Source organism: Thalassovita aquimarina, from assembly GCF_018219815.1.
In the GTDB taxonomy this organism is placed as follows: Bacteria; Pseudomonadota; Alphaproteobacteria; order Rhodobacterales; family Rhodobacteraceae; genus Thalassobius; species Thalassobius aquimarinus.
This window is the reverse complement of record NZ_JADMKU010000006.1, coordinates 1-12,604: the sequence shown is the minus strand read 5'-3', so window position 1 is coordinate 12,604 and position 12,604 is coordinate 1. Positions and strand designations below refer to the sequence as shown.

12 protein-coding genes are annotated in these 12,604 nt (G+C 62.2%); 5 read left to right on the top strand and 7 right to left on the bottom strand.

Going from position 1 to position 12,604, the window contains the following annotated elements:
• Positions 1-112: 112 nt before the first annotated feature.
• Positions 113-1,126 carry a nicotinate-nucleotide--dimethylbenzimidazole phosphoribosyltransferase gene (gene cobT, locus IT775_RS08590; RefSeq protein WP_212700689.1) on the bottom strand — a complete coding sequence of 338 codons (1,014 nt, stop codon included), beginning with the start codon at positions 1,124-1,126 and terminating at the stop codon, positions 113-115.
• 81 nt (positions 1,127-1,207) lie between these two features.
• Between cobT and IT775_RS08585 the strand changes: the two genes are divergently transcribed.
• Positions 1,208-1,966 carry an adenosylcobinamide-GDP ribazoletransferase gene (locus tag IT775_RS08585; protein WP_212700688.1) on the top strand — a complete coding sequence of 253 codons (759 nt, stop codon included), beginning with the start codon at positions 1,208-1,210 and terminating at the stop codon, positions 1,964-1,966.
• A gap of 56 nt (positions 1,967-2,022) precedes the next feature.
• Here IT775_RS08585 and IT775_RS08580 read toward each other — a convergent pair whose 3' ends face one another.
• The 6 genes from IT775_RS08580 to IT775_RS08555 form a co-directional block, all read right to left on the bottom strand.
• Positions 2,023-2,640 (bottom strand): DUF6869 domain-containing protein, encoded by a 618-nt coding sequence (locus IT775_RS08580; protein WP_212700687.1) that lies wholly within the window; start codon positions 2,638-2,640, stop codon positions 2,023-2,025.
• Positions 2,641-2,850: 210 nt separating this feature from the next.
• Positions 2,851-3,360: a CarD family transcriptional regulator gene (locus IT775_RS08575; RefSeq protein ID WP_212700686.1), complete on the bottom strand. Its 510-nt coding sequence runs from the start codon at positions 3,358-3,360 to the stop codon at positions 2,851-2,853.
• A gap of 291 nt (positions 3,361-3,651) precedes the next feature.
• Entirely contained in the window at positions 3,652-3,990 is a 339-nt protein-coding gene (gene fdxA, locus IT775_RS08570; RefSeq protein ID WP_212700685.1) for a ferredoxin FdxA, read from the bottom strand.
• A 52-nt stretch (positions 3,991-4,042) separates the two neighbouring features.
• Complete coding sequence (locus IT775_RS08565) at positions 4,043-4,417, bottom strand: RNA-binding S4 domain-containing protein (RefSeq protein WP_212700684.1); 375 nt, start codon at positions 4,415-4,417, stop codon at positions 4,043-4,045.
• Between the two features lie 31 nt (positions 4,418-4,448).
• Complete coding sequence (locus IT775_RS08560) at positions 4,449-7,304, bottom strand: helicase-related protein (protein ID WP_212700683.1); 2,856 nt, start codon at positions 7,302-7,304, stop codon at positions 4,449-4,451.
• A gap of 16 nt (positions 7,305-7,320) precedes the next feature.
• Positions 7,321-7,833 carry a tetratricopeptide repeat protein gene (locus IT775_RS08555; RefSeq protein ID WP_246525427.1) on the bottom strand — a complete coding sequence of 171 codons (513 nt, stop codon included), beginning with the start codon at positions 7,831-7,833 and terminating at the stop codon, positions 7,321-7,323.
• 128 nt (positions 7,834-7,961) lie between these two features.
• Between IT775_RS08555 and IT775_RS08550 the strand changes: the two genes are divergently transcribed.
• The 4 genes from IT775_RS08550 (at position 7,962) to IT775_RS08535 (ending at position 12,162) form a co-directional block, all read left to right on the top strand.
• The gene (locus IT775_RS08550; RefSeq protein WP_212700681.1) at positions 7,962-8,252 is read left to right on the top strand and encodes an SCP2 sterol-binding domain-containing protein; all 291 of its coding nucleotides are present in this window, start codon (positions 7,962-7,964) and stop codon (positions 8,250-8,252) included.
• A gap of 24 nt (positions 8,253-8,276) precedes the next feature.
• The gene (locus IT775_RS08545; protein WP_246525425.1) at positions 8,277-9,272 is read left to right on the top strand and encodes an alpha/beta fold hydrolase; all 996 of its coding nucleotides are present in this window, start codon (positions 8,277-8,279) and stop codon (positions 9,270-9,272) included.
• A gap of 22 nt (positions 9,273-9,294) precedes the next feature.
• Entirely contained in the window at positions 9,295-10,218 is a 924-nt protein-coding gene (locus tag IT775_RS08540; protein ID WP_212700679.1) for a hypothetical protein, read from the top strand.
• A 123-nt stretch (positions 10,219-10,341) separates the two neighbouring features.
• A complete protein-coding gene (locus IT775_RS08535; protein ID WP_212700678.1) occupies positions 10,342-12,162 on the top strand; it encodes a M3 family oligoendopeptidase in 1,821 nt (606 codons plus the stop codon).
• The last annotated feature ends 442 nt before the right edge of the window (positions 12,163-12,604 follow it).

Genomic DNA, 12,604 nt, shown 5'->3' with positions numbered 1-12,604 from the left:
GCACGCGCCGGTATAGGGCGGGCTGTACCGGGCATTGGGGGCGCTGCCCCCGCCGCTGAAAATCGGTGATTTTCAGCGGCTCCCCCGGGATATTTTCAAAAAGAAGAAGACCCTAGCCGTCCGAGACGCCAGCTTCGGCGAAGGTGGCCATGCCGGAATGGCAGGCGATGGCGCCTTTCAGCACGCCGATGGCCAGTGCCGCGCCCGACCCTTCGCCGAGGCGCAACCCGAGCGAGAGCAGCGGTTCCTTGCCCAGTTTGCCCAGAAGCGCCTGATGCGCGGCCTCGGCGCTGGCATGGCCCGCGACGCAATGGTCGAGCGCGCCATCCTCGGTGGCGGCGAGGCAGGCGGCGGCGGCGCAGCAGATGAAACCGTCGAGGATCACCGGGATGCGCAAGGACCGCGCCCGCGCGATGGCCCCGGCCATCGCCGCGACTTCGCGGCCGCCGAGACGGCGCAGCACCTCGATCCCGTCGCCCTGACCGCCATGCAGGGCGCTCGCCTCGGCCACGACGCGGGTCTTGTTGGCGAGCCCCGCATCGTCGACACCGGTGCCCCGCCCGGTCCAGTCATCCGCCGCGCCACCATAGAGCGCGTGCGCGATGGCCGCCGCCGAGGTGGTGTTGCCGATGCCCATTTCGCCAGTGACCAGCAGGTCGGTTTCGTCACCAACGGCGCTCCAGCCGGTCAGCAGGGCCGCGACCAGTTCCTGCTCGCTCATCGCGGGGCCCTGGGTGAAATCGGCGGTCGGGGTATCGAGCGACAGCGCATGCACGTCCATCGAGGCGCCAAAGGCTTTCGACAGCTGGTTGATCGCGGCGCCGCCATGTTCGAAGTTCAGCACCATCTGTTCGGTCACTTCCGCCGGGAAGGCTGACACGCCCTGCGCGGTCACGCCGTGATTGCCGGCGAAGACCACGACCTGCGGCGCGGCGAGCTCCGGCCGCGCGGTGCCGCGCCAGCCGGCATACCAGATCGCAAGGTCTTCCAGCCGCCCGAGCGCGCCGGGGGGCTTGGTCAGCTGGCCGTTGCGCGCCTCCGCCTCTTTGCGGGCGGTCAGGTCGGCGGCGGGGGCCTGTGCCAGAAGCGCGCGGAATTCGTCGAGGCTGCGGAAGGCTTGGGTCATGTGCTCGGGTCCTTTTTCCTTTGTTGCCTGCCTGTTTATCCCAATGCTATCGGGGGGCAAGGAATAGATTGGACCCATTCGATGCGCAAAAGCGACACGGTCAGAACGGCGTTGCGGGATATCGCGGTGGCAACGGGATTGCTGACCCGGCTGCCGCTGCGCCTGCCCGATGCCGCCTATGCGCGCGGGGCGCGCGCCGCCTGGGCCTATCCGCTGGCCGGGGTGGCCGTCGGCGCTGTCGCCGCTTTGGTGGCTGCCGGGACGCTGTGGCTGGGGCTGGCGGCGGAACCAACGGCTTTGCTGGTGCTGCTGGCACTGGTGATGGTGACCGGCGCGATGCACGAGGACGGTCTGGCCGACATGGCCGACGGGTTCTGGGGCGGCTGGACCCGCGAGCGGCGGCTGGAGATCATGAACGACAGCCATATCGGGTCCTACGGTGTGATCGCCCTGATCCTGGGGCTTGCGGCGCGCTGGTGGGGCCTGTCGGCGCTGTTGGGACAGGACGGCGGGCTGTGGGCGCTGGTGGCGGTGGCGGCGCTGTCGCGGGCGGGTATGCCGGTTCTGATGGCATGGCTGCCCAATGCGCGCGACGGCGGGCTGTCGAAGGCGCAGGGGCGGCCCGAGGCGCGGGTGGCGCTGATCGGATGCGGCGTGGCCCTGGCTGTGGCGGTGTTGTGCACCGGCTGGGCGGTGATCGGGTTGGCGGTTTTGGCGGGTTTGGCGGTGGCAGGGGTTGGGTTGTTGGCCAAGGTCAAGATCGGAGGGCAGACCGGGGATGTGCTGGGGGCCAGCCAGCAGGTTTGCGAAATCGCACTGTTGCTGGCGCTGAGCGTCTGAAAAGGTTTTCGGGAGGAAATTCAGCATGGCTGTGCTGTTTCCTTTTCAAGTCGCTGTCACCTTACTTTCCTCCAATTCCCCTCGGCATCACGGCGGTAGCGGCATCGGCTTTTATCTTCGTTTACTCGATCCTCTCGGCTGAGAGAGTGAGCCATATACTCCACACCATGTTCGAGCGGAATCATCGTGGACAAAGGATCGGGAACTTCGGCCTGCATCGCGCGCAGACGCATCCAGACATCATCGCTCATGCGATGCCGCCAAACGCCGGTTAACATACGCTTGAAGCGGCAATCTGTACGCGCCCGTGCCTCAAAGTGAGGCATCATTGATCCGTAATGCGCGAGAATATGTTCAGCAAGACCTGTCGCAATCTTGACCAAGTGTTCGTCGTTTTCAGCCACCGATAACGCGTCGAGCATGAAATCCCAGATGGCATGGGGGTGCCCCCAAAAACAAACCAAAACGATCCATTGTCCAACATCACCCTTGGCCAAGCCACTATTCAGGTGATGAACGGCTTGCTGAAGAACAGCATCGAAAACCAATAGGCGTTTTCCTTCGGCAAACTGCCTCAGGCATTCGATACCTCTTCTTTCATCTAGGATTTTCGGATCGTCTTGCAGCCAGTATGCGGCCAACAACTGCTCTACCGTAGCAGTGACGTCTGTCATGTTGTTCCGTGGCTATCACCACGTTTTCAAATATTAAGACTAAATGCCCTTCCAGAGCACAAACTTGGATAGAAAATCACAACAACCAAAGCAATCGTTTATTTTATTCCAATCGCCAGAAAGTTGGTGCCCTTCCAAGCGAAGTAAACTCCCAAAGAAAAAGCCGCGCTCCCGGAGGACCGCGGCCTTTCGTTTCCAATAGCCCGGCGCTTAGGCGGCGCGCGACACCAGAACGTCGTCGACCTTCTTGGCTGCGGCGACCTCGTCCCCACCGGCGACGGCGGCGACTTCGCGGGTCAGCCGTTCCAGCGCGGCCTCGTAAAGCTGGCGCTCGGAATAGCTCTGTTCGCGCTGATCGTCGGTGCGGTGCAGGTCGCGCACCACTTCGGCGATGGCGATCAGGTCGCCCGAGTTGATCTTCTGTTCGTATTCCTGCGCCCGGCGCGACCACATCGCGCGCTTCACCTTGGCCTTGCCCTTCAGCGTCTTCATCGCCTGGCTCACCACGTCGGGCGAGGACAGCGACCGCATGCCGATTTCGGTGGCCTTGTTGGTCGGCACTCGCAGGGTCATCTTGTCTTTTTCGAAGGAGATCACGAAAAGCTCCAGCGTGATGCCGGCGATTTCCTGTTCCTCGATCGACATGATCTGGCCGACGCCATGCGCCGGGTAAACCACGTAATCGTTCGGGCTGAATTCAGATTTCTTCGTTTTGCTCATGCAATCCTTCCTCGCAAGGACGCCTGGACCGGAGCGACAAAAAAACCGGCGAGGTATCAGGATACGCTCGTCATACGGAAAATTTGCGCAAGAAAATCCTTCCACGGGCAGCGGCGCGGCAGGATAATGGTTAGGCAGTCTTCGTCATGTTTCTGACATATAGCACAAAAATCGCCTTTTCGGAAGCACCCCAACCGGGGAAGGCCGCGAATCTCGGCGAGAATCGGCCGTAAATCGCCAGGATTTTACCAAACGGATGCAAATCCGCGTCGAATCGGCGAATCGGCCGGCTCAGCTGCCCTCGCCGGGTTTTTCCGAAAAGTACTTGTTCAGCTTGTCAGGCTCGCCGTCGCGTTCCTCGTAGCCCGGCAGCGGGTCTTTCTTCTCGATGATGACCGGCCAAGCTTCGGAATACTTGCGATTGAACTCGACCCATTTTTCCATTTCCGGCTCGGTATCGGGGCGGATCGCGTCGGCCGGGCATTCCGGTTCGCAGACGCCGCAATCGATGCATTCATCCGGATGGATGACCAGCATGTTTTCGCCTTCGTAGAAACAGTCCACCGGGCAGACTTCCACGCAGTCGGTGTATTTACAGGCGATGCAGTTATCGATCACGACGTAAGTCATATCAGTCTCTCATCTTTACAACTCGCCGAAGGAGTTAAATCAGCCCCCCCGATCATTCAAGCTCCCGCGTGCGATCAAGGTCGATCTTTCGTCTTTCGCGCTTGGTCGGGCGCCCCTTGCCCTCAAAGCGCGGCGCGGGCGGAACGCTGTCCCGCGGTTCGCTGAGATCGGTGTACAGCGTTTGCGCCTCGGGTGCGGGGCCGCGCCGTTCCCCCAGGGCCTCGATCCGCACCACGCGGATGGCGCGGCCTTGCGGGAAGGTCAGGACGTCCCCTGCCCCTACGGCCTGCGCGGGTTTCGACGTCTTGGCGCTGTTGACCCGCACGTGACCGCCCGACACCAGCTTGGCGGCGAGGCTGCGCGTTTTGAAAAAACGCGCATGCCACAGCCACTTATCAAGTCTCTGCTTCGGCGTCGGTTCGCTCACGCGACCTCCTTTTCCCCGGACTTTGCCGGGGTCAGGATTTGCCCTTCAGACCCATCAGCGCGGCGGCGAAGGGGTTGTCGGGATCGATCGGCTTGTCCTTCTTGGGCGGGCGGGCCTCGTAGCTCTTGCCGCCCTTGGCACCGCCACGGGGCTTGCCGCCCTGCGGTTTGCCCTTGCCGCGCGGCTTGCTACCGGGCTTGCCCTGACCACGATCCTGCTGACCGCGCCCCTTGCCGCGGTTGCGCGGCCCCTGCGACCGACGGCCCCAGGTGAAGGTATAGAAGACCTCCATTTCCGGCGCGTCCTCGGCGGGCTGCGATTCGGATGCCTCGGAAGATGTTTCCGCTTCGGGAGCGGCGGCTTCCTCTGCCGGCTTGGCTTCTTCCTGCGGGGCCTCAACCGATGCGGCTGCATCGGCCTCGGTCGGTGCGTCCGGGGTTTCCGAAGCCTCGGCGGCCGGGGTTTCTTCAACCGGGGTTTCGGCTGCTTCCGGCGCTGCCGCGACCGGCTTGACCTTCTCGCGCTCGCCCTTTTCGGCGTTGTAGCCCAGACCCTGCATCAGGTCGGCGAACTGTTCCAGCGTCATGCCGGTGATCGACAGCATGTCGGGCTTGGCCTCGAACCCGCCGCGGCTGTCCTCGGCGCGCAGCAGATCGGCGAGGCGTTCCAGCATGTCGATGCGGATCGCACGTTCGCCGGCAATCCGATAGCCCGACATGGTGTCGTAGCCTTCGGGCGCATGCGTATCGGTCGGCACCGTCACCAGACCCGGCGGCGGCGCTTCGGGGAACACGTCGAGCCCCTTGGCCAGCGACCACAGCACCAGCCGCAGACGGGTCGGCGCCGGTTTCAGCAACAGCGGCATGAAGATGGTGAACTGACCGAAGCGGATACCGTGCTTGCGCAGCGCGCCGCGGGCGTCCTGATCCAGCGCCTTGACCTCGTCGGCCACCTGCGCGCGCGGGATGATCCCGAGGTTTTCGACCATGCGGAAGGCGAAACCGCGCGCCAGCCCGGTCAGCGCCTCGTCGCGGCTGAGCGCCAGCAGCGGTTCGAACAGCGCCGCGATCTTGCGGTCGATGAAATGCTGCAACCGGCGCTGCACCTTCTGGGCGACGTCGGCCCCGGCCTCTTCGTCGACGAAGGCTTCGACCTGGGGTTTCAGCGGATCGGCACCGGGAACCAGCTTGCCCACCGCCTCGGTGCCCCACATCAGGCCACCCTGCTCGGTGTAGTCGATCTCGGTATCCGGGGCGTTGTAGAACCGGTCGGCGCGCAAGCTGAAATGCGGCGCCAGCGCCTGCAGGCTGGCCTGACGCAATGTCTTGGCTTCCTGGCCTGTTGCGTCCTTGTCCTGACGGAAACGGAACCCTTCCAAACGACCAACGAATTCGCCTTCGACGGTCACTTCACCCTGATCATTCACTTCGGCCAAAAGGGCCTCCTTCTGTTTGAGCCGGCGCAGCAACACGGATGTGCGCCGGTCCACAAATCTTTGCGTCAGACGTTCATGCAAAGCGTCCGACAACCTGTCTTCTACAGCGCGCGTTTCGCCGCGCCAATGGATTTCGTCATCCACCCAGCCCGATCTTTGCGCGACATATGTCCACGTGCGAATAAATGCGAGACGTTTCGACAATGTGTCAATGTCGCCATCGGTTCTATCTAGCCGCTGTATCCTTTGTGCCAGCCAATCGTTCGGAACCCGCCCCTTTTCGTGCAGGAAGGCATAGATATCTTCCAGCATCGCGGCATGCTCGGCATGGCTGATGCCGCGAAAATCGGGAATCCGGCAGACATCCCACAACAGTTTCACCGACGGTCCGTCGCTGGCGCGGGCGCGGATTTCGGCGGACTGGCCCAGCGACTTGAGCGCCATGAGGTCGTCGGCATCGCGCGATTTCATCAGCAATTCGTGGTCCGGTGCTTTTTCCAGCGACCGGACCAGCGCGTCGATCGAACCGAATTGCAGCGCCGCGTTGCGCCAGTTGAGTTTGCGGATCGGGGCGAACCGGTGATCGGTGATGGCGCGCGCCACTTCATCGTCCAGCAGACCGGCCTCGCCGGTCACCCCGAAAGTGCCGTCGGACATGCCACGCCCGGCCCGGCCGGCGATCTGCGCCAGTTCGTTGGGCATCAGGAACCGCATCCGGCGGCCGTCGAATTTCGTCAGCGAGGAAAACGCGACATGGTCGATGTCGAGGTTCAGCCCCATGCCGATCGCGTCGGTGGCCACCAGGAAATCGACATCGCCGTTCTGGTAGAGTTCCACCTGCGCGTTGCGGGTACGTGGGGAAAGCGCCCCCATGACGACCGCCGCGCCGCCCTTCTGTCGGCGCAACAGTTCGGCGATGGCATAAACGTCTTCGACCGAGAAGCCCACGATGGCGCTACGCGGTTTCATCCGGCTGATCTTCTTCGATCCGGTATAGCTCAGTTGCGACATCCGTTCGCGGCGGACGAATTCCACTCCCGGCACCAGCTGCGCAATGGCGCCGCGCATCGAATCCGAGCCGAGGAACAGCGTTTCGTGCAGCCCCCGCGATCGCAGCAACCGGTCGGTGAAGACATGGCCGCGTTCGGGATCGGCGCAGAGCTGAATTTCATCGACGGCGAGGAAATCGCAGCCCATGCCCTCGGGCATCGCCTCGACCGTGCAGACCCAGTACTTCGCGCGCTCGGGCACGATGCGTTCCTCGCCGGTGATCAGCGCCACCACCGAGGGGCCGCGCAGGGCGACGATCTTGTCATAAACCTCGCGCGCCAACAGCCGCAGCGGCAGGCCGATGATGCCCGTGCGGTGTGCCAGCATACGTTCGATGGCATAGGTGGTCTTACCGGTATTCGTCGGTCCGAGGACCGCCGCGATCCGGGCATTCTGGGCCATTGGCCGTTTCCCCGATTTACAATGACTGCCCCTGCACCCGGGTTTCGAGGCGTTTCAAGGCTTCCGCGGCCTCCTCGTAATGCGGGTGCATCTGTTGCACAAGCGTGTAGGCGCGATAGGCCAGTTCCGGCTGATCGAGCGTTTCCAGCATGACGGCGAGGCCAAACAGAGCCTCGTAATGATTCGGGTTCAGCGTCAGCACGTGTTCCAGATCGGACAGCGCCAGCCCGTAGCGGCCCTGCTGGAACCAGACGCTGGCGCGCTGATGCCAGCCTTCGGCGAAATCGGGGGCATGATCGATCAGCGCGGTCAGGTGACCGGCGGCCAGTTCCAGATCGCCGCGTTCCATCGCTTCGCGGCCCCGCTTGAGCAGCAGGTCCATCGCGGCGGAGCCGGACTTGGACCATTCCATCTTGATCTGCCGGTCGATCCGCTTGGCCTCGGCCGGATCGGCCTGTTCCAGCTGGTTCAGCAGCTCGCCAATCCCGTCCGTCACCGGTTCCTGCGCCGCGAGCGGCAGGGAAAACATGACTATTGCAGCGGCTGCCGCGACGATAAGCTTTGGTCTGACCGAAACTGTGCTCATAATAGGAACCAATTTAGTTCGTTACCGGGGAAATAACAGACCCCGCCGATCACAAAGCAAGGAAGGTTCACATGAGCGACAAGATTACAGCAGCCATCGAGGCCCTGAACGAAAAGCTGGCAGGCGCGGATTTCGACGGCTCGGCGAAATTCGTGATCGAGGGCGAAGGTTCCATCGTGGTCGATGCTGACGGCGTGCGCGCGGGCGACGATGAAACCGACGTGACCCTGACCGCGGATGCCGAAACGTTCGAATCGATGATGGCTGGCGACATCAACCCGACCTCTGCCTTCATGAGCGGCAAGCTGGCGCTAGATGGCGATATGGGCACGGCGATGAAGCTGGGTTCGGTCTTGAGCTGATTTGAACGTGAACCGAGAAACATGATGCAGACTGCGCCTTTCTTTACCGATTGTATCGAAGATTTCATGCCCGGCCGGGCCTTTTGGGCAGATACCGAAGACGGTGTGCGCATCCGGATGGGAGGATGGAACGAAACGGCGGAGAAAGGCACGGTTCTGCTGTTCCCCGGCCGCAGCGAATATATCGAGAAATACGCCCACACCGCGGGCGACATGGCCCGTGCAGGCTATGCCACCCTGGCGGTGGATTGGCGCGGCCAGGGATTGGCCGACCGGTTCCTGGACAATCCGCTGATCGGCCATGTCGGCGCATTCAGCGATTTTCAGCATGACGTGCGGGCGGCGATCGCGGCGGCGGCGGAACTGAACCTGCCGAAACCGTGGTTCCTGCTGGGGCATTCGATGGGTGGCTGCATCGGGCTGCGCGCATTGCACAACGGCCTGCCGGTCGAGGCGGCGGTGTTCAGCGCGCCGATGTGGGGGCTGCAGATCGCCCCCACCAAGCGCCCGGTCGCCTGGGCGCTGAGCTGGAGCAGCCGTTATCTTGGCACCTCCGAAAATCTGGCGCCCAGCACGCTGGAGGAAGCCTATGTCAGCGTCGCCCCCTTCGAGGACAATACGCTGACCACCGACCCGGCCATGTGGAACCTGATGCGCGACCAGCTGGTCAAGCATCCCGAACTCGGCCTCGCCGGGCCGAGCCTGAACTGGCTGCACGGGGCGCTGCGCGAAATGCTGACTTTGTCGCGGATGCCCTCGCCCGCCCTGCCCTGCCTGACCTATCTGGGCGGCAATGAACGCATCGTCGCGCTAGACCGCATCCGCGACCGGATGAACGCATGGCCCGGCGGAAACCTTGTCGAGGTGCCCGGCGCGGAACATGAAATCCTGATGGAAAAGCCCGAAATCCGGCAACGGGCCTGCGCGGAAATCCAGGGGTTCTATGCCGCCGTGGCGGCGGGCAAGCCGCCCTATGGCGCGCCCGGCCGCGCCGCCGACCACATCCTGAAATCCGCCTGACGCCGAAAATGGAGATGATTAGTTGACTGCGGATGGGCCGGTTTCTGATTGGGCGACGGCGGTAGTCTCGTTCCTCTCCGATAATCTCCCGCGCCTGGACAAGGGATTGGAACATGATTTCTCAACGGCCTATCAGATCGGATGCAGCGCCCTTGTCGCGCTTGGTCAGGCTGACGAAACAGAATATGGTGCCACCCCCCGACCGAATCCCGAGTTTCCCGAAAAGCTCCCTCGATGGGATGACATCTGCATTGCGGTCCTGAAGCTGGCCAAACATCAGAACAAGTTGTCCTATCGCCTTCAAAATGGCGACAAGCCGCCCGCCAGCGTAGTTGCTCCAGCCTTCACGATCGTTCCGCTTGGCAGGCAGCCCACACCACCGCCGCCAAACAATTCGCCCTCACGCAGGCTTGGAGCCGCGCAGGCCGATCCGGCCGTTATGTCAGCAATGAATGCCTTGGGGCTGGTTGCCGTCGCGCGCTGGACGGACGAAGCAGAAACCGTGCTCTGGCGCATTCAACCACGCGCTTGGGGCATGGATATCGCGTCTGATCCTCGCTTCGCCGAGGCAGTGAAGAATACCGTCTATACCGTCCCGAGCAACATTCAGACACAGTTCGACCAACTGGTGACGATCACTGAGGATGATGTGGCTTCTTCAATGGCAAGCCATGAAGCCGCGTTGAAAGAGCCGAGAGAAAAATGTGCACCGAACGCGCGCGCAGTCATGCCGAAAACTGCCGCAGAAATCCGACGGAGCCTCGCCTTTCAGCGGCGTAACACGCTCGACTGGATGTTTTTCCGACATTGGCGACTGTCCGATAACTGGCTCTCGGACGATCAGGTCGGCCGGGCCTTACCAATCTTTCATGATCCACTGGCGATCCAGATGCGGCAGGCTGTCATTGCGCGCCTCTATCCTGAGCTCCCGGATTTTGCCCAATAGCAGGCTTTGCACGGCCTGAGCGACGCGGTTGATGGCCAGGCCGGGACCATCCCGGACCATACCCCTTGAGGCCCCGGCCCGCCCGGCCTATGTCTGAACCGACACGAACAAGAGGTGACCCAGATGTTCCAACTTCCCTTCCCCGTCCGCGACGCCAATGCCGGTTCCGGTGCCAAGGACCTGGGCGACCTGCCCGAATGGGACCTGAGCGACCTCTACACGTCGCCCGACGCGCCCGAATTGCAGGCCGATCTGGACTGGCTGGAAGGTGAATGCGCCGCCTTCGCCTCCGACTACGAGGGCAAGCTGGCCGATCTGGATGCCGCAGGGTTGCTGGAATGCGTCAAGCGCAACGAAAAGATTTCCACCAAGGCTGGCCGCGTCATGTCCTATGCGGGGCTGCGCTATTACCAGCTGACGATCGATGCCGAACGCGCCAAGTTCATGTCCGATTGCCAGGAAAAGATCACCAATTTCACCACGCCGCTGGTGTTCTTCACGCTGGAACTGAACCGGATCGAGGATGCCAAGCTCGACGCGATGCTGGCCGAAAACGCCGAGCTGGGCCGCTACAAGGCCGTGTTCGACCGCATCCGCGCGATGAAGCCCTACCAGCTCAGCGACGAGCTGGAAAAGTTCCTGCACGACCTGGGCGTGGTGGGCGATGCCTGGGAAAAGCTGTTCGATGAAACCATCGCCGGGCTGACCTTTACCGTCGATGGCGAAGAGCACAATATCGAGGGCACGCTGAATTTCCTGACCGAACAGGACCGGTCGAAGCGCGAAGCGGCGTCGCGCGAACTGGCGCGGGTCTTCGGCGAGAACATCAAGACCTTCGCGCGGGTCCACAACACCCAGGCCAAGGAAAAGGAAGTCGTCGACCGCTGGCGCAAGATGCCCACCGCGCAGACCGGCCGGCACCTCAGCAACGACGTCGAACCCGAGGTAGTCGAAGCGCTGCGCAACGCTGTGGTCGAGGCCTATCCGAAGCTGAGCCACCGTTATTACGAACTGAAGCGCAAATGGCTGGGACTGGACCGGATGCAGGTCTGGGACCGCAACGCGCCGCTGCCGATGGAAGTCACCAAGACCGTGGGCTGGGACGACGCCCGCGCCATCGTGATGGAAGCCTATGAAGCCTTCGATCCGCGCATGGGAGAGATCGCGCAGCCGTTTTTCGACAAGGGCTGGATCGATGCGGGCGTGAAGCCCGGCAAGGCGCCCGGCGCCTTCGCCCATCCCACCGTGACCGAAGTGCACCCCTACGTGATGCTGAACTACCTCGGCAAGCCGCGCGACGTGATGACGCTGGCGCATGAGCTGGGCCACGGCGTGCACCAGGTGCTGGCCGCCGATCAGGGCGAAATGCTGTCCTCCACCCCGCTGACCCTGGCCGAAACGGCATCGGTGTTCGGAGAGATGCTGACCTTCCGCAAGATGCTGGAAAAGGCATCCACCCAGGAAGAGCGCAAGATCCTGCTGGCCGGCAAGGTCGAGGACATGATCAACACCGTGGTGCGCCAGATCGCGTTCTACGATTTCGAATGCAAGCTGCACGCGGCACGGCGCGAGGGCGAACTGACCCCCGACGACATCAACGCGCTGTGGATGTCGGTGCAGGCGGAATCCCTGGGCGGGGCGTTCGATTTCATGGAAGGCTATGAAACCTTCTGGGCCTATATCCCGCATTTCGTCCACTCGCCCTTCTACGTCTATGCCTATGCGTTCGGCGACGGGCTGGTGAATGCGCTCTACGCGGTCTACGAGGAAAATCCCGAAGGCTTCCAGGACAAGTATTTCGACCTGCTGAAGGCCGGCGGTTCGCAGCATCACAAGGAACTGCTGGCCCCGTTCGGGCTGGATGCGAGCGATCCCAAGTTCTGGGACAAGGGCCTGTCGATGATTTCCGGCATGATCGACGAGCTGGAGGCAATGGAAGGGTGAGGCCTGACGTCAGGCGGGTGTTCTCCACCCGCCTGATGGTCTGCGGTGCGGACAAAGTGAGTATTTGTATTAATTTAATACTTGTAACCGCTTTCGACCAACGGTCTTCGAATCTTTCGCCTATTTCAAGGCAATAATCTCGGCCATCACCCAATACCACCTCACAACCCAAAGCGCCGAACACACAAAGCCTAGCAACCATAAATAGCGTGACAGTCAGCTATGACTTCTTTACCTAGCTTTTCAGCCGAATCCAAAAACTCCAGATTTAAGGTTTTAAGATGAATTTCGCTAAGGTCGCCGCTTTCGTATTAATTTGCCTACCATCTTTAGCGTCAGCATCACAGCTGTTGAACGCTAGGGTCAGGACCCATTGATTTCCGCCGGGTGGCGTGATTCACCGTTCGAAAAACGAGCGGTAAAATGTCTGACCTTTTCTGGC

What these genes read in the sequence shown, in the direction of transcription:
- cobT (WP_212700689.1), bottom strand. Translation starts at nt 1,126, where the DNA reads ATGACCCAAGCCTTCCGCAGCCTCGACGAATTCCGCGCGCTTCTGGCA.
- IT775_RS08585 (WP_212700688.1), top strand. Translation starts at nt 1,208, where the DNA reads ATGCGCAAAAGCGACACGGTCAGAACGGCGTTGCGGGATATCGCGGTG.
- IT775_RS08580 (WP_212700687.1), bottom strand. Translation starts at nt 2,640, where the DNA reads ATGACAGACGTCACTGCTACGGTAGAGCAGTTGTTGGCCGCATACTGG.
- IT775_RS08575 (WP_212700686.1), bottom strand. Translation starts at nt 3,360, where the DNA reads ATGAGCAAAACGAAGAAATCTGAATTCAGCCCGAACGATTACGTGGTT.
- fdxA (WP_212700685.1), bottom strand. Translation starts at nt 3,990, where the DNA reads ATGACTTACGTCGTGATCGATAACTGCATCGCCTGTAAATACACCGAC.
- IT775_RS08560 (WP_212700683.1), bottom strand. Translation starts at nt 7,304, where the DNA reads ATGGCCCAGAATGCCCGGATCGCGGCGGTCCTCGGACCGACGAATACC.
- IT775_RS08555 (WP_246525427.1), bottom strand. Translation starts at nt 7,833, where the DNA reads ATGTTTTCCCTGCCGCTCGCGGCGCAGGAACCGGTGACGGACGGGATT.
- IT775_RS08550 (WP_212700681.1), top strand. Translation starts at nt 7,962, where the DNA reads ATGAGCGACAAGATTACAGCAGCCATCGAGGCCCTGAACGAAAAGCTG.
- IT775_RS08545 (WP_246525425.1), top strand. Translation starts at nt 8,277, where the DNA reads ATGCAGACTGCGCCTTTCTTTACCGATTGTATCGAAGATTTCATGCCC.
- IT775_RS08535 (WP_212700678.1), top strand. Translation starts at nt 10,342, where the DNA reads ATGTTCCAACTTCCCTTCCCCGTCCGCGACGCCAATGCCGGTTCCGGT.